Origin of the sequence: Nitritalea halalkaliphila LW7 (assembly GCF_000265075.1) — a bacterium.
GTDB classification, from domain to species: Bacteria; Bacteroidota; Bacteroidia; order Cytophagales; family Cyclobacteriaceae; genus Nitritalea; species Nitritalea halalkaliphila.
Map to the genome: position 1 here is coordinate 35971 of NZ_AJYA01000018.1, position 19664 is coordinate 55634.

Sequence of the window (19664 nt, forward strand, 5' to 3'; positions counted from 1 at the left end):
TTATGAAAAAAATAGGTATTCTTTTCGGCATGGAGGACACGTTTCCCCAAGCTTTATCGACCGCGTAAACGCCAAAAATGAAAAAGGTATCATCGCTGAAGCGGTGAAAATAGATAAGGTCATCCAAAATCAACTCACGGAGTACGCCGTCATCATCGACCGAATCAGCCAAGACGTGCCCTTCTACCGTGCCTACTTGAAAAATGCGGCCTTGACAGGGACTGCCGTGATCAATAATCCCTTCTGGTGGTCTGCGGACGACAAATTCTTTAACAATGCACTCGCTGATACACTTGGCGTTCCGCTTCCGAATACCGTCATCCTCCCCTCTGCGGAGCATCCGACGGACACCACCTCTAAGTCTTTTCGTAACCTAGCCATGCCGCTGGACTGGCAGGCCATCTTTGACTACGTGAAATTCCCGGCATACATGAAGCCCTATGCGGGTGGCGGTTGGAAGAACGTGTACCGACTGGAGAACCAACAGGAATTTTCGAAAAACATCGCGAAACCGGGCAGCTGGTCATGCTGCTACAGGAAGAAATTGTGTTTGAGGAATATTTTAGGGTGTATTGCCTGGGCGGCAAAGCGGTGAAAATCATGCCTTACGAACCGAGAAATCCGCATCACCTACGCTATGTGGTAGACCGACCACCGAGCAGTAAAAAACTTTTGGCGAAAGTGAAAGAATATACCATCGCCCTCTGTAAAGGTCTCGGCTATGACTTTAATACCGTGGAATTTGCAGTAAAAGATGGGGTGCCTTATGCGATCGATTTTGGAAATCCTGCCCCAGATGCGGACATCAACTCCGTGGGTGCAGAGAATTTCGAGTGGGTGGTGGAAGAGGCTGCTAAAATGGCGATCGCCTATGCGAAAGCCAGAAGCCCGGAAAGATCAACTTAACCTGGGGTACCTTTATGAAGGACGCCGTAGCTGACGCGAAACGTTTTTAACTATGGGAAAACTTCCTAACTTCACCCTAGGCGTAGAAGAGGAATATCAGATCATAGATCCCGAAACGCGGGATCTACGGTCTCATATGTCCAAGATCGTAGATGGAGCGAAAATCTTCCTGAAAGAGCAGGTAAAAGCAGAAATGCACCAGTCTGTCGTGGAAGTAGGAACGAATATCTGTAAGACGGTTCAGGATGCACGCCAGGAGGTCGCCTACCTCCGGAATCGTATCCACCACCTCGCCGCTGAGCAGGGCCTCCTCGTAGGCGCCGCAGGGACACACCCCTTCAGTCGCTGGATCGATCAGGCCATCACCGATGATCCACGCTACCATACGATTATCAATGAACTACAGGATACCGCGCGGGGCAACTTGATTTTCGGCCTACACGTCCATGTGGGCATCGATAACCGGGAAGTAGCCATGCAGCTGATGAATCAAGCCTGTTATTTTCTGCCGCATATTTATGCACTGAGCACGAATTCCCCGTTCTGGGAAGGCCGAAATACAGGATTTAAGGCCTTTAGGGCCAAAGTCTTCGCCAAATTCCCCCGTACAGGGCTCCCTGAGTACTTTGACTCTGTGCAAGCCTACGACAACTATCTCGAGACACTGGTTAAAACCAACTGTATCGACAATCCAAAAAAAATCTGGTGGGATCTACGGATGCATCCCTTCTTCCCTACGATCGAGTTTCGCATCTGTGATATGTGCCTAACCGTGGATGAAACCATCTGTATCGTGGCACTGATCCAAGCTGTGGTGGCCAAGCTCTACAAGCTCCACCTCCAAAACACCAGCTTTAACATCTACCGCATCGCACTTATCCGCGAAAATAAATTCCGCGCAGCACGCTACGGAACGGAAGGACAGATGATCGACTTCGGTAGAAAAAAAGAAGTCCCTTATAAGGAGCTGATGCATGAACTGCTCGACTTTATCGATGACGTAGTGGATGAGTTAGGCAGCCGAAAAGAAATCGACTACGTGCGTACCATCCTCCGCGAGGGCACCGGAGCGGATAAACAGCTGGCCGTTTTCCAGGAAACCGGAAGTCTTAACAGCGTGGTAGACTTCATCACCGACTCCTTTTTAAAGGACATAAAAGAGTAATTATCAGGGATTTTCCGTATCTTTGCGCCCTTTCAGAAAAATCAACTTATGCAAGTAGTAGGAATATTAGATATGTATGCTGGCGAACCGAATCAGGGCATGCGCTGCATCCAAGAGATCATCGGGCGCTATCCGGAGGAACTCGCCTTTCAGGTGTATGACGTGCGAGGTAATGCTACACTGCCCCAGCAGATCGACCAGCACCGTATCTATATCGCTACAGGAGGTCCCGGAAACCCAGAGGAAGGCGATGGCGTCTGGGATAAAGCCTTTGGAGATTTTATCCAAGCGATCTACGAGGCCAACAAGCAGCGTGAAGAAAAAATCTTTGTGCTGTTTATCTGCCACTCTTTCCAAATGGCAGTCAAGCACTTTGGGCTCGCCCAAATCACCAAGCGAAAGGCCACTTCTTTTGGGGTAATGACGGTGCATAAAACAGCAGAAGGTATGGAAGATCCCCTTTTCCATGCCCTAGAAAACCCATTTTGGGCCGTGGATTCCCGCGACTATCAAGTGGTGAAGCCTAAGAAAAAGCGCTTTACCGAAATGGGAGCGGCCATCATCGCACTAGAAAAAATCCGTACACACGTGGAGTACGAGCGTGCCATCATGGGTGTGCGCTTCTCCCCGGAGCTGGTAGGCACTCAATTTCATCCCGAGGCTGACCCGGAAAGCTTCTTGCACCACCTGAAAAAACCAGAAGTGCGTGAAAAAATCATTGCCCTGAAGGCAAAGCCAAATACCGTAGCATGCTCGAGCATCTCGTAGATGAAAAAACCATCTACAAGACAAACGAAACGCTGATTCCTAACTTTTTAGCACAAGCGCTGGCGGCCTGTTCTCCTAGCCCGCTGGCCGAAACGTCTTCCTCATATGATCGAAAGCAGTCGCGCGCAGTTTAATGCCGCTTTTTCTCCGGAGCGCTATCAGCAACTCTTAGCCGCCATCCATGCAGATTTTCAGTATACGCCGACCTTCCGCGTGGCGGAAACACCCATCTTCATCGATGCAAACATGAAAAGTATGTTGCTGGAGGCCTGTCAGCAACTGCTTGCCTATATACAGGCTCCTGATTTTAAAGAAAAAAGTGAAGGGGCACTTGCGCATGCGCCTAAGGTCCCAAATGAAAATCCTCATCCGGAGTTTTTAGCCATTGACTTTGGGCTTTGTGAGGAGAACGGGCAGCTCGTACCTAAGTTGATCGAAGCACAGGGGTTTCCTTCGATTTTTAATTTCCAGTACCACCTTTACCAAAAATTTCTGGAAACTACCCCTTCCTCTCTGCCTACACGCCCTTCCTCAGTGGCTTGGAGCCGGACAGCTATCAGGCCCTTCTTCGAAAAACTATTTTGGGCGATGCTGCTCCCGAGGAGGTGGTGCTACTGGAAATAGAGCCCGAAAAACAAAATACCAAAATCGATTTCTACTACTGCGCCCGCGATCTGGGCATCCGGATCTGCTGTGTGACAGAGGTGGTCAAGGTGGGGAAACAACTTTTCTACAAAACCGATGGGGGTGCGTTGCAGCGTATCAAGCGGATTTACAACCGAGTGATTTTCGATGAGCTCAGCCAAAGAACTGACCTGAGCCTCTCCTTCTCCTTCGAAGAGGAGCTGGACGTGTACTGGGTGGGGCATCCCAACTGGTTTTTCCGCGTGAGCAAGTACCTCCTGCCCGACCTGAAGGGTCCTTATTTTATCGAAACGGATCGGCTGAGTGCACTGGAAACCTTACCCGAAGATTTGGAAAATTATGTCCTAAAGCCACTCTTTTCCTTTAGCGGCGCGGGTGTAGTTTTCCATGTCACCCCGGAGGCCATCGCTGCGGTGAAAGACCCTGAGAATTACATTTTGCAGAAGAAGGTACACTACAAACCGCTGATTCAGGCACTCGAAGGTCAGGTGAAAGCGGAGGTGCGCATGCTCTTTCTATGGCCCGCGGGCCAAAGTCAGGCCACTCCCGTAGCCAACTTGGTCCGCCTTAGCCGTGGCGAAATGATCGGCGTAAAATTTAATAAGGACAAAGACTGGGTGGGGGGAAGCATAGGATTATTCGAAAAATAAATTTAACAAACAAACCAGATCTGGATTCTTTTCGTAAATTTGAGACAGAATCTAAAGCATGTTAACATTGTTTAGGGGCCCAGCTAAAGGGTGTTTTGATACCTGTTTATTTATCTTTCTCTTAATCTCCTGTTTTTCAACTCCTCTATCAGCCCAATTCGATACAGGAAAGGTTTTAATGACATTGGATTACTCACAGACCCGTCCCGTTTACATTCCTCGCGTTTTCAATGATTTCACCTCAATACAAAGTCATGAGTTGAGAATTAAATTTCATAGAAAAATCTTTGAGAATCTTTACGTTGGGTTTGGAACGAGTGTTCGCTTTTACAGTGAAACAAAAGAAGATAACACCATATTATTACGTTATAGAAACACATTTTTAGGCCTTAGCCCTAACTTGTCTTATTTTATTCCGCTTGATCCAAATTTCGATTTGTATTTTGGTTTGATAGGCACGTTGGAGCAGGGAGTTGGTAGCATTTCCACAGAAGATACAGATAGTGGGACTACCGTGGCCATTGGTCCAAAAGTTAGTCTACGGGAAATCTTTTTCATAGGCCATTTGGAAATAGGTACCACGGTTCATTTTAATGACTACGTAAGTATTTTGGCTGCATTCAACACATTTGCAATAACTAGGAACCGGTCTCGTTTTGGAACGGTAAATTCTAATTTCAGCACCAACGATTTAAGTGGCTGGCAAATGCGCGACTTCTCCGGGCAGCCCGACTTTCGTGTGGGTGTCCTCCTGCGTTTTTATCGAGACTACTATTAAGGCGACCTATAGGATCTCGGTCACCTTGTATTAGAGCATCCCTCAGCGTCGATACCCATGCGGATTTACATCTGCTGTAGAAATATCGCGCCGAATTTCGCCCGTGCTAACCTCTTCCATCATGTGCAAAGTCCGGTCTGTCCAGTGAACTTCCTTGACTTCCTGCTGAAAACGAATCCCTTCTGCTTGGCACTTTAAAATCAAGTCATTCCGGTCATCCGCTTCGATGACCTGCTTGGTGCCCTGGTGTAAATACAGCGTGAAAAAAGGCATGGTAGTAAAATTTTAGGGTTAAAGTATCTGCTCGAATAACCCTAAATCCCCTTGGATTGTTTATGCGCTCAGGGTGGTAAAAGTTCGTATTCCATAGGCAAACCATAAAGCTCCGCCAGCGCTTGAAAATCCCCCTCTAGCGCTTGATCGAGTGCCGCATCCCAAAGCACCTGCCGTTCTTTGCGCTGCCCATGGGAGGTATCCGCATCGTAGGCCTCTTGCAGGCGATTCATGAGGCGGTAGGCATGCATAAACGCCTGGTTCAACTGTCCCTCGAAATCCGCTTTCGACCAGACAAAACCCTCTAGCCAGCCCTTCAGCAGCAGGCTAACCACTTGCACCATGTCGAAATGCCGCTGTTCATGGTTGAGCGCATAGGCACTTTGGCCTCCAGGCCGTACCCAGCTGTCCCGCGGCAGCATAAAGGCCCGGATGCGCACAGGAACCGTTAAGAGCCCATTTTCCACGCTAGCGGTGTAGTCCATGGCCAAAGTGGTGAAAATACTGGCGTTAAAACGTGAGCCCGAGCTCATGCGCCCTCTAAAATCCGACCAACTGAGTGTCTCCCCGCTGGCATAAAAAATCGTATCACGCGCCGTGCCTCCCTCCTCGAGGTAGGGCTGCACGCGGATGCCACGGGCCAGCGCTGGATGCCTTCCCTGTTCAGCGGTCAGCCAGCGCTCAGCATAGTCGCGCATGCCGCCGAGGGCTCGGTAGAGCAAGCCATCCACATAGGAAATCCGGGACAACGGCCGGGTATAGCTCAGCGAGTTCGTAAAGGTGAAAAGTGTGTCAGGCCGTGCATAAGCATCGAGCGCGTAAAAAATCGCCTCTAAACGCAGTTCCCCCTTGGCATGCCCTGCCTGGGCGGGCACTTCGTCTATCAGCAAGCGCTGAATTTCCCAGCGCCAGGGAGGCACTTCTCTCTCGGGTCGGGCGGCATACTGCCAAAGCACGCGAAACTTTTCCTCCACATAGGGTGGCCATACCAAGCTGAGGGGACGCCCATCAGCTCCTAAGATGCGTCCCTCTGGTTTCTCAGGCCGCTGGAGCAGCAGCAGCTCGGGGATAGCTTCAGGTAAAACTAAAGGAGAAACACTCCGCTGAAAAAGGGTGTAGGTGTCTTTTCCGTCCATACCAACAGCCTGCAGCCGAGAACTAGTGCTTTGCTGCGCGAGCAGCGCATGCCCAAAACCAAAGCCCCAAAAAACAAGAAGAAAAACCCAAAAACAACCTTCAGGGAGCAGCACCCTGCCCCGCCTTTTCGCCAGCCAACCTCCTCCCCCTCTGCTTGCACGCCCATCTTTTACTCCCCTATCTACTGCACACATCATTTTCTTGAAAGGAAAAAGGCCGAAAGACCAATTGCTTCCGGCCTTTTAATTGCCTAATATATGCACTCGAGGCCCGATTCACAAAGAATCCCAGTGCAAAAGTGCGTTCCAGACCATCCCTGCATCATGATGATTCAGAAAGCGATGCAGCGGATCAAAGGTAAAGCCCAGCACCCGCCCTTTGCCCATCGGGCTTAAGCTCACCGCACTGTGGCCGATGATTTTATCCTCATTCCGGACCATTCCGGAAAGCACATAGGGCATTTTTTCACCTATTTTCGGATTCGCTTTTTCATAGGTTTCCATGGCTGCAGCACCCCAGATTTCTCCCTCGTAAGGCAACTCTTCCTTCAGCGGCTGTGTACCGTACTGCAGCAGCACCTGCTCCCGCTTGTATTTCGTCGGCTTCATAAGCGGCGCGTTTCCTCGGAAAATATGCGGATACTCGCCATACCCATGGAAAAGTGGATGCCCATCCGCACGTACCATCGCTTGCACGAGCGAGCCCGGGTGGAATAAGCCCCCTGCATCCACGGCCTGATGGTCCGGAAAAAAGCCTGCCTCCAACAGGATCCCTGTCATGTTATCCAAGCTGATCAGCAGCCCGCCGCGTTCCACAAACTGCATGAGGGCAGCCATCCCCTGAAAGCCCGGACCTCCCGTCATATCGGGCGTCGCCGCAGGAAAGCCATGAGAAGGAAATTCCTGTGTGGCGGTATAGGGCAGCGGGCCGAAACGCTTGTCCACCCCATGGATAAAGCTGCTGGCACTCCCCCGCACCCGCGGCATTAAAATCACATCGAAGCGCTCCTTCAGCCCCCCTTGCGCAGGTCGTCTTTATCGATATTCACGTAAGGAATTCCGCGCTGCTCGAAGGTGAAGCGCGACCAGCCCTCGTCCTGGGTATTAAACCAGGTGTGGTAAATCGCCACACGCGGAAGGGTAAGCTGTTGGCGTAGTCCCGCCTCCGGCGCAAAATCCCCGCCCCGAACGGCCACCTCCCAGCGACTCGCCAGCTTTTCCATGCTGGCAGCAGGTACATTTTCTATCCACAAGCTGCCCGCGGGATAGGTCTCCCCATCGATATCTTGGGCTGCAGTCAACTGATGGAAACGGGCGTTTTTATGCTGGGAACGGGCATCATAAAGCAGTCCAAGGAGGTTTTGCTGGCCTGCATGTGCGATCAGGTAGCTACGCCCCGAGCCGGACACCTTAGCGGCATAGCGGATGGGCTCAGTACAGTGCTGCAGGCCCTGCGTGCCTGTCGTCCATTCTTCTACTGCCTCCACCTCTACTCCGTACAGCAGGGGTAGCGTCCACGCGATCGCATCATAAGGCGGGAACTTGGCCTCTTTCGGATAGGACTGCGGCGTGAGGAGGGAAACAAGCAGGTTACGGTAGGGCTGCTCGCTGAGCAAGACATAGGCATTCGCATCTTCATGCACTTCGATACCCTGCTTTTGCAGCTGCGCTGCCAAGTAGGCGGCCATGGCAGGATCCCGCTGCTCTTTCGGAATCCGAAAAGCTCGCGGCCCCTCCGAACGGCCCTTTTCGAGGCTATTCACCCCCTTCTTGTAAAAATTATGCAAGAGCTGGCGGGCATTCGTGGCCCCATAATGCAGGGATGCCAAAACACCCACCATGGTGTAATTGATGTTATTTCGGAAAGACCAGTACACTTCCTGCGTCGGCGGCTCGGGGCGGTACCACTCCCGAGAGGTGGCAGGATCCCCGGCATAGCGACTATTCGACAGGTCGCGCAAGTAGGTAGTGGCCCCAGCATTTCCATAGGTCTCGTAGAAGCGGCCCGTGGAGTTATGGTTATTCGCCACCCAAATCCCATACCCCGGATACCAGCCATCGTAAAAGCCCCAATGCCATGCGCCCGGCATGCCCTGACCCGCCACGGTAGCGATATCATGGTTGGCCATCACCTGCCATTCGCCGATGGTGATCGGATCCACATAGTCATTATAAGGTCCTGTGCCGGTAGACACATAAAGGAGTGGCACAGACTCGTGCAGGTCCAGCATCACCGGCGGATGAAACTCGAAAAAGCCTTTGAAAATCGACTGCGTGATGCGCTGCGAAATCTGCAAGCCATCGCGGTTGTTATCGTGAAACACATACTTGCCCCAGTACGGCGGCGAGCGTGGAAAGCCATCGTCATACACTTCCCGCTGCTTGGTATACCGGTGGTACCACTCCACCTGCTTTTCCAAGCCGTCCGGCTCAGAAACGGGATTGATCACCGTAATGATACCCTCCCGAATCTGCTTGATATCCGGGGCATCGTCGATGGCCAGGCGGTAGGCCAGCTCCATCAGCATCTCCGGGGAGCCCGTTTCGGTAGCATGCATGCCACCGTTTACGTAGTACACCAACTTGCTATCGTCCAGCATGCTGGGCAGCTGTTCGGAGGGGAAGCTGCGCGGGTCGGCCAGCTTGGCCAGCTGCTCCTTATAGTGGGGCAGGCGCTCCAGGGTGGCGGCATCGCCGATTACCACGAGCAGGAAGCGGCGTCCTTCCTCAGTTTCCCCCATATCCTGCAGCTGCACATGTGGCGATGCCGCCGCTAGGGCCTCGTAATAGCCGTAGATTTCTTGTAAGCGGTGGAGCTCCCCTGGGGTACCGATGATATGCCCGAAATGCTCCAGTGGAGAAGGCACAGTCGGATGGGTAGGCAGCTGGAGCAGCGAGGCCGGCAGGAAGCGTGCATCTGTGGTGTAGGCCTTAATCGCCTCCACATAGGCCTGATCGATGGAGGCCTGCTGAGCCAGAGACTTTTGGCCTCCGGCCAAAACCCCAAAGAGTATCCATCCGATGAGTAGCCAGGTGTAGTGTGTACTTTTCTTCATCTTTTACTGTTATTTCAGCGATAACCTACGCTTAATTTTCCGGATTGCCTGCATAGTTTACAGAAATGGCGCTATACCCTTTTCGAAGGAGGTTGCTGCTTTTCTGAGAATTTCCCTTATCTTCATCTCATGAAACATTTTCGTACCCTTCTATCGCTTGCTGCTCTTGCCCTGGTGGGTCCCCTGCAGGCACAACAGTTTTATCCGGGCCCGGCGACGGGTGTCCGAAGAGGCTTTTCCAGCATCCTCATGAATCCAGCTGAAATTACTTCCCTACACCGCACGGTAGAGCTAAATCTGCTCCAGATGAATGTAGGCGCTGGCGGAAATATCGAGGATTTCATTTTTAACATCGATAATCCCAGTGGAGGCCTGGAGGAAAGCCTGACCTCCCGGGTGGATCCCTTGGATTTTCGCCTGGGTGGCCACTTCTTAGGCCCCTCCATCGCAGTGCGCGCTGGAAAAATAGGCGTAGGCTTGAGCTCTCAAGTTCATTTTGGTGGGGATTTTGCGAATATCAACCCAAATTTAGGGACTGCCCTGGCACAGTTTACCGATCCCGATTTTACGAGTACCCGTATTCAGGGTGGCCCACCGCAGCGGGCTAACTTCTTTTCCTATGCCCAGCTTTCTGCCCATGCGGGAGGGGTGCTGATAGAGGATGCAAATAGCCGCCTAAGCATCGGTGCTAGCATCCATTTTTATATCCCGACCGCATTTGCTGAAGCAGAGGTGCGGAACCTAAATGCTACCCTTTTCGAAGAGAATGGCGATCTGCTGATGCGGGATGCCACCGGCAGTGTTCGCTTGGCCTATTCTACAGGGGCTACTCTGGATGGGGCAGAAAATTTTGAAGTACAGGGTAGGGTGTCCTTAGGTTTGGACATCGGCGCAACCTATTTATTGAAAAACACGCCACTGGGGCATATTCAGGTGGGTGCGGCGCTGCGCAATATGGGGGCCCTGCTGTTTGACGATGCGCTAGAGTCATCCTATGCCCTAAATGTTCCAGCGGGCGAAGCACTGAACCTCAGTGCCCTATCCGGCACCTTCGAAGAAATCGAAAATCAGCTTTTGGCCAGTGGCTTCGTCAGCCTACGGGATCAGCGCTCCGACCTGCGCGTTCCTTTACCGACGACCCTAGCCTTGTATGGAGATTTTCAGCCCCTGCCCTTCCTTCAGGTGGGCGCCTATTTCCAAAAACGCTTGCAGGCCAATAATCCCGCTGGCCAGATCGTCGGTCAAGACCTCTTTATTCTAACTCCAAGCTTGTTTGTAGGCCCCTTGGAGGTGTATTTTCCCACAGGCGTCTATGAGGTTTTTGGCTTTGCAGCGGGTGCGGGTCTGCGCTTAGGAGGCTTCTTTATCGGCACAAGCTCCGGGCTTAGCAGCGCCTTAGGCAGACGCAATCATGCCGACGTGCACTTCGGCTTGAACTTGGGAATCGGCAAAAAACTGAATCTACTCAACTGATAATCAAGGGTGTAAACGTGCACACAGATTCTTTTCACTTATTTCCGCATGGACCCTTGCGCTCCTGCGCAAAACCGACTATAGCATTTAACCATGAAAGATGCAGAAAGAAGCCCTTAGATTGTTTCATTTAAAACGCTTTGTGGCTTATATTAGCAGAACTTTTAAACAAAGTATCGAAAAACAATAAATCTATAATCATGACTAAAGTTACAATTGTCGGAGCCGGTAACGTGGGAGCACCTGTGCGGACGCGATCGCTTACAAGAGAATTGCCAGTGAAGTTGTATTAGTGGACATCAAAGAGGGTTTTGCCGAAGGCAAGGCGCTGGACATTATGCAGACCCAGACGACCTTAGGGTTCAACACGAAAGTGGTGGGGAGCACGAATGACTACAGCGTAACGGCTGGATCCGATGTGGTGGTAATCACTTCAGGTATTCCGCGTAAGCCAGGGATGACCCGTGAGGAGCTTATCGGCATTAACGCTGGCATTGTAAAGACGGTTGCTGAGAACATCATCGCGCATTCTCCTGATGCGATTTTCGTGATCGTATCGAATCCGATGGACACCATGACTTACTTGACGTTAAAGTCTACGGGTCTTCCGAAGGAGCGTATCATCGGTATGGGTGGTGCTTTGGATAGCTCTCGTTTCAAGACCTATTTGTCACAAGCATTAGGCAAGCCTCAGAACGACATCCACGGTATGGTGATCGGTGGTCATGGTGATACGACGATGATTCCTTTGACGCGTTTGGCCACGTATAACGGTCTTCCCGTGTCTGACTTTTTAGATGCGGCTGCTTTAGAGAAGGTGGCGGCAGATACGATGGTGGGGGGTGCTACCCTCACGAAATTACTCGGAACCTCTGCATGGTATGCTCCGGGAGCTTCAGTGGCTTACTTGGTAGACAGCATTTTAAACGACCAGAAGCGCATTATCCCTTGTTCTGTTTACTTAGACGGTGAGTATGGAGAGTCTGATATTTGTATCGGCGTTCCATGTATCATCGGCAAAGCGGGCGTTGAGGAGATTGTGGCTTTAGAGCTAAACGAAGAGGAGAAGGCCCTTTTCGCGAAAGTGCTGCTGCGGTGAGAAACATGAACGAAGCACTTACTACAGTACTCTAAATCGCTTTACCATAACCGAAAAAGCCGGCTGTTTCAGTCGGCTTTTTTTATGTCCTTTCCGCTAAAAGCCGAAAGCGTACATCTCAGGTGAAAGCATAGGTTAGGAGAAAGGATAGGAACCTGCAACCGGAGTCTAAATCTTTTTAAATTCTCCTATGGTGTTAGGCTTTTAATTTCAGAAAATGATAGAAAAATTCATTTAGAATTAATCTAAATAAATGTTGCGCATTTCATCCGCGTGCTGCATCTTTGTACTGTATAGAATTAATCTAAATAACCAGAACAGATTGTTTTCATGCAGGTATGGTTGGACAGGAAATAGATCGGAGGAGCGGAAGCTTTACCCCCCATTTTTCACGAAGTAGGAGAAGATTTATTTTCCAGCTATGCATTCTAAAGTCCTAGGTTCGGCCCTAAAGAGAAAAACATGCTCGATTGGGTTTATTTGTGATGCTTTTCAAAGAAGGGCTGAACGCTAGGCGCTAGGAATTAACGAAAGAAAAGATGGAGGAAAATTGTGCACAAAAAATTTTAGCAGAATCCTACTGCTATACCAGCACCCAGTGTCAGGTGTGTGGCAACATCCAAATCCACGATGGCATTTATGTTTTTGGCTTTACCCCACAGGCTTTACGTGCCTGGGCCAAAGAAATTTTGACCTTAGACTTTGACCGCTGCTGTAGGTATGATGGGGACATCCCCTACTTGCAGCTCTATGCTCCCTTGCATCAGTACGAGTATTTGTTTTTCCGCGATCAGTTTAGGGAGTACCAAGATCTTTTGGGTCAAACCTTAGCGATTTTGGATGCTTATGCCCTCGTATCGCCTCAGATATAGGTAGCAGAGGAGGTTACCGTTCGCAATAGAGTGGCCGTGGCTACATCCGATACGCCTGCTGGCGTGATTTTTCATCGAAGTCCTTGATATTTTTTAGCCCGGCCTCTTTTTTTCTCATCAAAACTTAGGCAGCACAAGTCATTTGGCGGCGGAGTCTCAGATAGCCACATGGCTTCAATACGCGGATAACAGGCGATCCCTCATCATTCAACCGCGCAGGAATAATCCATCACGGTACATCTATTCCAAACGGTGCGTAACCAAAACATAGGAAACAGCCATCTTCGCGTCAATCGCATCGCGTAAGGACTATCGGTTAGTTAGGGAACTAATATACTTAGGGATAAGCGGAAATCCTTTTCACCTTCCAAACCACGTTAAAAATAAGGGAAAAAGATTGCAGCGAATAGCCTGCCCGTAAGGGAAGCCCCCGCAGTAACAAACAGCAAAATAAAAAACATTTAAACGCTTAATATTCAGTAAAAAGTTGAATTACTAAAATATATTCACTATTTTCCACCTATAAATACTTTAACTATGAGATTCTTATTACTTATTCCCGTTTATTTCTTTGCTAACGTCGCGCTATATGCAGATGATGAAAGAATTGTTAACGCTACCACTATTGTCTATGTAGGCTTACTAATTCTATTTTTCTGGATTCCCGGTTATCGTCGCCGTCGGGACGAAAACAGAAGAAAGGCAAGAATAATGCAGGAACTGAGATGGGAGTATGAGCAAAGAAGGGCTTTGGAGAGGGAATTTAATCGCAGAAATAGATAAAAGTTTTCTAAAAATTCTTTTGAGTTTAATCTTTCCTTTTGCCCGCAGTTACAGCCTTTCCAGTAAGCACCGTGTACAGCCCTCTAAAAATCACGAATTATCACCACTTGAATAGCCTTACGTGCTAATTTTCGTTATATCCAAATTGTCGGGTGTGTAATACTTTTTTCCACCAACTTTCCCTTTCGATGATGATTTGGTCATCAGTTGCTGATTTATAGATATCAAGAATAGCATAACTGAAATTTTGCTTTATGTGGTCAAAAGACAGTTTTTTTAATCCCGTATTTCCTCCGTGGCTGTGGCCATATATGCTCTCCATCGGCCCAGTATCATGTTTTCTCCATACGCTGAACCAACATACATTTTGCCATTTGACCTATCGGTCAAAAGATAAACACCCTTCTGATTTTGTAATGCAGTTACCCAATTATCTTTCTCAATCACTCGTTTCAATTCTTCCCAAGAAATATTTACATGTTCATACCCAGGGAAAACGTCATTATCAAAAAAGTCGGGTAAAATTTGAGAAACATAACATGCATCCATTACTGATTCGGCGTTACGAATCATGGATTGTGATCTATTTTGATATTTTATTATTAAACGTCCTACATATTTTCCGAACTCCTCTAACTCTTGATATTCATATCCCATCCCGTCTAGTTTATTCAAGTCTTTCGTCACGCGTCCGATATGAAAAAGCAACCACTTGTCCTCCTTCGGTTTGATTTTAACAAACCCTATGGTTATCTGACCCTCCTTAAAGGACTTTTTTTTTGCTGTAATTCCAGTATTGCCCCTCAAGCATTTTTGATTTATCACCATTTTTGAAAAGCTCTATCGGATTCCAATTTTGTGCAAACATCAAATTGAACCGAATCTTCACATTGGATAGATTATCAAGGCGTAAGATGTCATTCAGTTGAATAGTATTCATGTGCTATTTTTAAGTCAGGAGTATCAAGTTAATGTAGTTTCCGCTAAAATAGATATAGACTTCCTTTTTGATATGAAAACTCAATGTAACAACCTCATTTGATTTACCTAATAAGCCGCACTATTTATCACCTACTAGAAATTTACAACTAACCCCTTAAATTTCCAATAGCGCTTACCTCATTTTTTTCAGAAAGCCTCCACCCAAGGGATTCTACAACGATGTTCACCTTTGGGCGAAGCCCAAAATAGATAGAGCTACTTATTTTCAAAAATAGCACGTCTCCCCCCACAATGTTCGTTTCCTTTCGTTTCCTTTCTTTTTTACCAAAATTCATGTTCGTTTGCTTTCTTTTTCTTTCTTTTTTATCAAAAACCATGTTCGTTTGCTTTCTTTTCCTTTCTTTTTAAAAAAATGCAAAAAATGCATGCTCAATCCCTGTAAACAGACACCGAGACTGTAAACAGACCCCTAACCCACGAACGCTCCCCTTCCTTTGCTACCATCCACCTCCCCGTATGAGAACCAAAAAAAAGGCAAGCACCCGCCTACCTTTTTTTCACCTATACACACTTATAGCAGGGCCGAAGCCCCTCCAATCTCTTGAAAAACGTTCTTACTTGACTTTTTCAGCTACCACCTCATCCGAAGACCAAGCCACCTGCCCCAGCCACTTGAACAGCAGCGGCAAGGAGGCCAACAGCAGCAATGCCGCACCTGTTCCTAGCAGCACCCAAGGCTGAATAAAAAGCCCTCCAGAAGTGAAGACCGCCATGATCAGCAGCGTGGAGAAAGGAAGCGAAACCGCCAGCACATTAATCCCCAAGGTTAAATCAAAGGTCTGCCGCTTGCTGTCCGGATGCTGCTCGCGCTCTAAGGCCCGAACCGCAGACATGTGCGCAAAAGGCCAAAAACTACAGGCCGACTGCGGAAAAACCACCACAAAGAGGATCGCCGCCTCAGAGGGAAGGGGGACAAAAAGTACAATCAAACCACTAAGTATGAACGTCACCCCCGCCCTAAGAGTCAGCAAAGACGCAATCATGCGGATCTGCGCCCACTTGAACACAACCGCCACCCCGATAAAGAGCAGCACCAAAGGCGTCATCATGTTCTTCATCATCAGCACCGCATCGCCTAAATACAACGGCAGCCGCTCTAAGTTCAAACCAAAGCCCAGTAAAATCAGCGCCGTCACAATCACTAGATTAATCGGCTCCTTTAACATCGCCAGTAGCAGGGACTTGACCTTCTCTACATTCGATTGGGCCTTCAACTGATGTGTCCCATAGTACCATTTCATCGCCAAAAGATAGGCGATAACCAGCACGAAGAGCTTGTTACCAATATCCGCTAATGCCCCCCAAGCGAGGTATTCATCCCCCAGATACTCCGCTAAAAAGGGGAAACAGGAGAGCCCGGGCGCCAGAGAAGGCAGCAAGAGCATCAGCGTACGCATCTCTGCTGAGCGCGCCGCCACCCCGAAGAAGGGCAGGGCAAAGCGCGTAAATAGTAGCAGCAAAACGTTAAATACCAGCGCCGCCAGCGGCAGTACCAATAAATCAGGCTGCACCTCGATCTTTAAGAGGGCCACAAAGATCATCGCCGGTAAAGCGATGTCCAAAATGATGATTTTCAACCCGTTTTTCTGCTCCTCCTTTAAAAACTTTTGCTTCAGCAAAAGCCTAAGCCGATAAGTAAGAGCAGCGAAAGGGTTTTCTGTAAAGCCATGCTCATCCCCTTTTAGGCCGTAACCTGCTTAAAGGATTCCACAAACAACTTCATCTCGTCCATAGTGCCCATGCTTACACGGCACCAGGTCTTGTCGTATAAATTATAGGTCTTCACCGCCACCCCTTTCCCGTACATGCCCCGCATAAATGGCTGACTCTCCATCGCGATCGGAAAAATCAGGAAGGAAGTGTACGAAGGAATAAAAGAATAGCCTAGCCCTTTCACCGCCTCGGTGGTAAACTCCCGAGACTCTGTGTTCCAGTCGCGACATTTGGCTAAAAAGCTTTCTTGCTGCACGCTGGCGATGGCTCCCTTCAGGGAAGTCAAGCAAAGCCCCATCGTACCCCGCACCATCGAGGTGATTTTTTCGATACGCTCAGGCGTCGCCACCAAGTACCCAATACGCAGCCCCGCCATGCCGTGGATCTTGCTAAAAGTTCGGGCTACCATCACATCATGCCCCTCTTTCACGAGCCCTGCCATCGTCTGTGCCTCAGGATCGACCATAAATTCTAAATAAGCCTCATCCACGAAAACGGGGGTTTTCTTAGCCGCCTGCTTACAAAATGTCTTCAGTGCCGCCGCATCCGTAATAGAACCCGTGGGATTATTGGGGTTACAGATGTAAACCAACTTGGTCTCCGAGTCGATGGCCGCCTGCATGGCGGACAGGTCATGGGCATAGTCCGAGGTCAGCGCTACCGGTTTCCAAACCCCTCCCATACGCTGGGCCGTATTCATTAGCGACATATAGGACACATCCGCAGAAACGACATTGCCCCCACCCATAAACTGCACGATAGCGGTCTTTTCCAGCAGGTCAGTAGAACCTGGCCCTAAAAGGATGTTTTCAGGTGCCACTCCCTCCTTTTCAGCCAGCATTTTAATCAGGGTAGCTGCATCTCCATGCCCGTAGCGATTACCCATGGAAGCCGAGTCCACGATCGCCTTAATCACCTCTGGGGCTGGCCCGAAGGCATTTTCATTCGAGTTTAACTTGGCTAAAATCCGTGGCTCCTCCATGTTAAAATTCGGGACAATCTCCCGTACCAGCGTTTTGGCCGTGGCCCGCTGCGTGGTGAAATGGTTGAACCCGAAGGTCATCGCGCCTGCGGCTAATAGACTAGAACGCATCCAGTCTCTTCTGCTTAATGGTGTTTTCATCTTTGTGCTGTGGTTGTCCGCTACCCCTCTCTGGCTGCTGGCCACCCTGACTGAGGCTTTCAAGCATCAAAAAGGAGAATAGTGGTTTGTTTTTAAACTGCTTTTGGTTTCTTTTCTGTAAATCTGATTAAAATATGTTATAAAAACAACCTATTCCCAACTTTATTACAGATACTTTTACGCAAGCGGTATATTTTTGAAGCATTCGTAAATTTGCAGTACACTGCTGGTACGAGAAACCTCCTTTGGCCCGTGGGCCAAAAAAACCTCCTATCCGATTCATACGAATCCGACAGGAGGTGCGACCTAGAGCAAGGCCTCAATTAGTGTACGCTTACCAGAACACCAAATAAAGGGCGGCGATGATGCCTGTGATAAGGAAGGCACCTATTTTAAATCCATAGCTTGTGGTAAAGAGGTCGCGCGACACCTCGATGGACTTGGGGTGGTCCTTGCCTTTGCCCTCTATGAGGCTGATGAGCACCATCAGCGTCACGATTACGAGGAAGACGACGCCCATGCGGTCTAGGAAGGCGAGCGCTTTAAACTGGTATTGGAGCAGTGCGGAAAGCGGGATGCTGAGCCCGGCACCCACGAGAGCCGCATTCGCAGTGGTTTTCTTCCAGAAGACTCCTAAAAAGAAGATGGCAAAAATCCCTGGAGAAATGAATCCAGTGTACTCTTGGATGAACTGAAAAGCCTGGTCCAGCTGCCCCAGCTGAGGGGCGATGAGGGCCGCAATAAGGAAAGCCACGACGGCGGTGATACGTCCTACGGTCACTTGCTTTGTCTGAGAAGCTTTCTGATCGATATATTTCGTGTAGATGTCCATGGTGAAGATCGTAGAGGTACTGTTGGCCATAGACGCGAGGCTAGAGACGATCGCGGCGGTGAGCGCCGCAAAGGAAAGGCCTTTTAAGCCCGTGGGAAGTAGCTGGAGCAGTGTAGGATAGGCACGATCTGCTTTTGTAAGCCCGGTGATGGGGTCTTGCATGGAAGCGATAAAGGGCGCATCGATTCCGTTTTTAACGATTACCCAAGCTGCGATACCAGGAACCACGACGATGAGGGGCATCAGTAGCTTAAGGAATCCGGCGAAGACCATCCCTTTTTGGGCCTCATCGAGGCTTTTGGCCGCCAAGGCCCGCTGCGTGATATACTGGTTAAATCCCCAGTAGCTGAGATTAGCTACCCACATCCCGCCTACTAGGACGGAGATTCCAGGAAGGTCCATGTAGCGTCTTTCATTCCCCCTTTGCCGTCAGGAATGAGCATTTCTCCTTTGGAAAGGATCATGGAAAAGTGTCCAGGCACCTCTTGACGCAGAAGGCTCAGGCCTTCCCACGCGCTCCCCTCACCCACGAGCGAGAGGGAAATATAGGTGGTGGCCAGACCGCCCGCCACCAGAAAGAAGACTTGGACTACATCCGTCCAGGCCACTGCTTTCAGCCCTCCATAGATAGAGTAGAGCATCGCAAAGAGGGCAAGTCCAAGGATGCCATAGGGTAAGGGTACATCTAAGATGGTGTTCAGGGTCAAGGCTCCGAGATAGAGCACGGAGGTGAGATTTACGAAAACATAGAGCAACAACCAAAAGATGGCCATGGTCGTACGCACGCGTGCATCGTAGCGATCTAACAAAAAGCCCGGCATGGTGTAGATGCCCTTTTTAATGTAAACAGGTAAGAAAAAAACTGCCACCACAAGTAAGGTCGCTGCGGCCATCCACTCGTAGCTCGCAATGGCCAGCCCCATGGCAAAACCGCTGCCCGACATGCCGATAAACTGTTCAGCCGAGATATTAGAAGCGATAAGAGAGGCCCCGACGGCCCACCAAGGCAGAGATTTTGACGCAAGAAGTAGTCTTGGGAATTTTTTTCATGTCCTTTTTTTTCGCGGGAGACATAAATGCCCAGACCGATGATCAAACAGCAGTAGCCGATAAAGACGATCAGGTCGATAGGTTCAAGTAACATAGGTTTACGGTAAGATGAGTTGTTCGCTAAAAAAGCCAATTTCAAATATAGGCGTTTCCGGTATTTTTCAACTCATTTTAGCAGCAATTATGCGTTTTGGACTACTTTTTCTCGGCTGGCCTTCTACTTTAGCGCTCGTCCATGGGAGACTGTTCTTTCCTCTGATTTTAGATAATCATTAGTTTTGGAACCTTAAACATGCGACGCAGAGAGAAGTGAAGGGCTTCGAATCAACTGCCAATTCGA

Annotated in this window: 16 protein-coding genes and 3 pseudogenes; 10 read left to right on the forward strand and 9 right to left on the reverse strand. The window is 49.3% G+C overall.

Annotated elements, in window-relative coordinates; genetic code table 11:
• Positions 1–2: 2 nt before the first annotated feature.
• The 7 genes and pseudogenes from A3SI_RS07050 to A3SI_RS07070 all read left to right on the forward strand — a co-directional run bounded on the left by A3SI_RS07050 (position 3) and on the right by A3SI_RS07070 (position 4912).
• A pseudogene (locus A3SI_RS07050) lies at positions 3–956 on the forward strand (ATP-grasp domain-containing protein).
• Between the two features lie 2 nt (positions 957–958).
• A complete protein-coding gene (locus tag A3SI_RS07055; protein WP_009054687.1) occupies positions 959–2071 on the forward strand; it encodes a carboxylate-amine ligase in 1113 nt (370 codons plus the stop codon).
• Between the two features lie 48 nt (positions 2072–2119).
• A complete protein-coding gene (locus A3SI_RS07060; protein ID WP_009054689.1) occupies positions 2120–2839 on the forward strand; it encodes a type 1 glutamine amidotransferase in 720 nt (239 codons plus the stop codon).
• A complete protein-coding gene (locus A3SI_RS20420) occupies positions 2821–2973 on the forward strand; it encodes a hypothetical protein (protein ID WP_238531644.1) in 153 nt (50 codons plus the stop codon). The genes A3SI_RS07060 and A3SI_RS20420 overlap by 19 nt, the downstream gene beginning before the upstream one ends.
• Complete coding sequence (locus A3SI_RS22400) at positions 2945–3463, forward strand: hypothetical protein (protein ID WP_316929118.1); 519 nt, start codon at positions 2945–2947, stop codon at positions 3461–3463. The genes A3SI_RS20420 and A3SI_RS22400 overlap by 29 nt, the downstream gene beginning before the upstream one ends.
• Positions 3421–4134, forward strand: a complete 714-nt coding sequence (locus tag A3SI_RS22405; protein WP_316929119.1) for a hypothetical protein — start codon at positions 3421–3423, stop codon at positions 4132–4134. Before A3SI_RS22400 ends, A3SI_RS22405 begins: the two co-directional genes overlap by 43 nt.
• Positions 4135–4192: 58 nt before the next feature.
• Complete coding sequence (locus A3SI_RS07070; protein WP_040670362.1) at positions 4193–4912, forward strand: hypothetical protein; 720 nt, start codon at positions 4193–4195, stop codon at positions 4910–4912.
• Between the two features lie 42 nt (positions 4913–4954).
• Here the strand turns inward: A3SI_RS07070 and A3SI_RS07075 are convergent, their stop codons facing one another.
• From A3SI_RS07075 to A3SI_RS07085, 4 genes are all read right to left on the reverse strand, one after another.
• Positions 4955–5185 carry a hypothetical protein gene (locus A3SI_RS07075; protein WP_009054693.1) on the reverse strand — a complete coding sequence of 77 codons (231 nt, stop codon included), beginning with the start codon at positions 5183–5185 and terminating at the stop codon, positions 4955–4957.
• Between the two features lie 68 nt (positions 5186–5253).
• Entirely contained in the window at positions 5254–6519 is a 1266-nt protein-coding gene (locus A3SI_RS07080) for a hypothetical protein (RefSeq protein ID WP_156810215.1), read from the reverse strand.
• A 78-nt stretch (positions 6520–6597) separates the two neighbouring features.
• Positions 6598–7317 (reverse strand): hypothetical protein, encoded by a 720-nt coding sequence (locus A3SI_RS20425; RefSeq protein WP_238531645.1) that lies wholly within the window; start codon positions 7315–7317, stop codon positions 6598–6600.
• Between the two features lie 14 nt (positions 7318–7331).
• Complete coding sequence (locus tag A3SI_RS07085; protein WP_238531646.1) at positions 7332–9377, reverse strand: M14 family zinc carboxypeptidase; 2046 nt, start codon at positions 9375–9377, stop codon at positions 7332–7334.
• A gap of 129 nt (positions 9378–9506) precedes the next feature.
• Between A3SI_RS07085 and A3SI_RS07090 the strand changes: the two genes are divergently transcribed.
• The 3 genes and pseudogenes from A3SI_RS07090 (at position 9507) to A3SI_RS07100 (ending at position 12821) form a co-directional block, all read left to right on the forward strand.
• A complete protein-coding gene (locus A3SI_RS07090; protein WP_009054696.1) occupies positions 9507–10850 on the forward strand; it encodes a DUF5723 family protein in 1344 nt (447 codons plus the stop codon).
• Between the two features lie 200 nt (positions 10851–11050).
• Positions 11051–11984 (forward strand): annotated as a pseudogene (mdh, locus tag A3SI_RS07095) (malate dehydrogenase).
• Positions 11985–12488: 504 nt separating this feature from the next.
• On the forward strand, positions 12489–12821 hold the full coding sequence (locus A3SI_RS07100; RefSeq protein ID WP_009054700.1) for a hypothetical protein: 333 nt from the start codon (positions 12489–12491) through the stop codon (positions 12819–12821).
• A gap of 1059 nt (positions 12822–13880) precedes the next feature.
• Here the strand turns inward: A3SI_RS07100 and A3SI_RS07110 are convergent.
• The 5 genes and pseudogenes from A3SI_RS07110 to A3SI_RS07130 form a co-directional block, all read right to left on the reverse strand.
• Complete coding sequence (locus tag A3SI_RS07110; protein ID WP_009054704.1) at positions 13881–14432, reverse strand: GIY-YIG nuclease family protein; 552 nt, start codon at positions 14430–14432, stop codon at positions 13881–13883.
• A gap of 260 nt (positions 14433–14692) precedes the next feature.
• The gene (locus A3SI_RS07115; protein WP_009054706.1) at positions 14693–14923 is read right to left on the reverse strand and encodes a hypothetical protein; all 231 of its coding nucleotides are present in this window, start codon (positions 14921–14923) and stop codon (positions 14693–14695) included.
• Between the two features lie 237 nt (positions 14924–15160).
• Positions 15161–16183, reverse strand: a complete 1023-nt coding sequence (locus A3SI_RS07120) for an AEC family transporter (protein ID WP_238531647.1) — start codon at positions 16181–16183, stop codon at positions 15161–15163.
• A gap of 104 nt (positions 16184–16287) precedes the next feature.
• Complete coding sequence (locus A3SI_RS07125) at positions 16288–17442, reverse strand: pyridoxal phosphate-dependent aminotransferase (RefSeq protein ID WP_040670376.1); 1155 nt, start codon at positions 17440–17442, stop codon at positions 16288–16290.
• Positions 17443–17776: 334 nt separating this feature from the next.
• Positions 17777–19418, reverse strand: a pseudogene (locus A3SI_RS07130) (sodium/sugar symporter).
• Positions 19419–19664: the final 246 nt, after the last annotated feature.

Coding starts and splice junctions, on each gene's coding strand:
- A3SI_RS07110 (WP_009054704.1), bottom strand. CDS start 14,432: ATGGTGATAAATCAAAAATGCTTGAGGGGCAATACTGGAATTACAGCA.
- A3SI_RS07070 (WP_040670362.1), top strand. CDS start 4,193: ATGTTAACATTGTTTAGGGGCCCAGCTAAAGGGTGTTTTGATACCTGT.
- A3SI_RS07100 (WP_009054700.1), top strand. CDS start 12,489: ATGGAGGAAAATTGTGCACAAAAAATTTTAGCAGAATCCTACTGCTAT.
- A3SI_RS20420 (WP_238531644.1), top strand. CDS start 2,821: ATGCTCGAGCATCTCGTAGATGAAAAAACCATCTACAAGACAAACGAA.
- A3SI_RS07085 (WP_238531646.1), bottom strand. CDS start 9,377: ATGAAGAAAAGTACACACTACACCTGGCTACTCATCGGATGGATACTC.
- A3SI_RS07055 (WP_009054687.1), top strand. CDS start 959: ATGGGAAAACTTCCTAACTTCACCCTAGGCGTAGAAGAGGAATATCAG.
- A3SI_RS22400 (WP_316929118.1), top strand. CDS start 2,945: ATGATCGAAAGCAGTCGCGCGCAGTTTAATGCCGCTTTTTCTCCGGAG.
- A3SI_RS07125 (WP_040670376.1), bottom strand. CDS start 17,442: ATGAAAACACCATTAAGCAGAAGAGACTGGATGCGTTCTAGTCTATTA.
- A3SI_RS07075 (WP_009054693.1), bottom strand. CDS start 5,185: ATGCCTTTTTTCACGCTGTATTTACACCAGGGCACCAAGCAGGTCATC.
- A3SI_RS07090 (WP_009054696.1), top strand. CDS start 9,507: ATGAAACATTTTCGTACCCTTCTATCGCTTGCTGCTCTTGCCCTGGTG.
- A3SI_RS07060 (WP_009054689.1), top strand. CDS start 2,120: ATGCAAGTAGTAGGAATATTAGATATGTATGCTGGCGAACCGAATCAG.
- A3SI_RS07080 (WP_156810215.1), bottom strand. CDS start 6,519: ATGATGTGTGCAGTAGATAGGGGAGTAAAAGATGGGCGTGCAAGCAGA.
- A3SI_RS07115 (WP_009054706.1), bottom strand. CDS start 14,923: ATGGTTTTTGATAAAAAAGAAAGAAAAAGAAAGCAAACGAACATGAAT.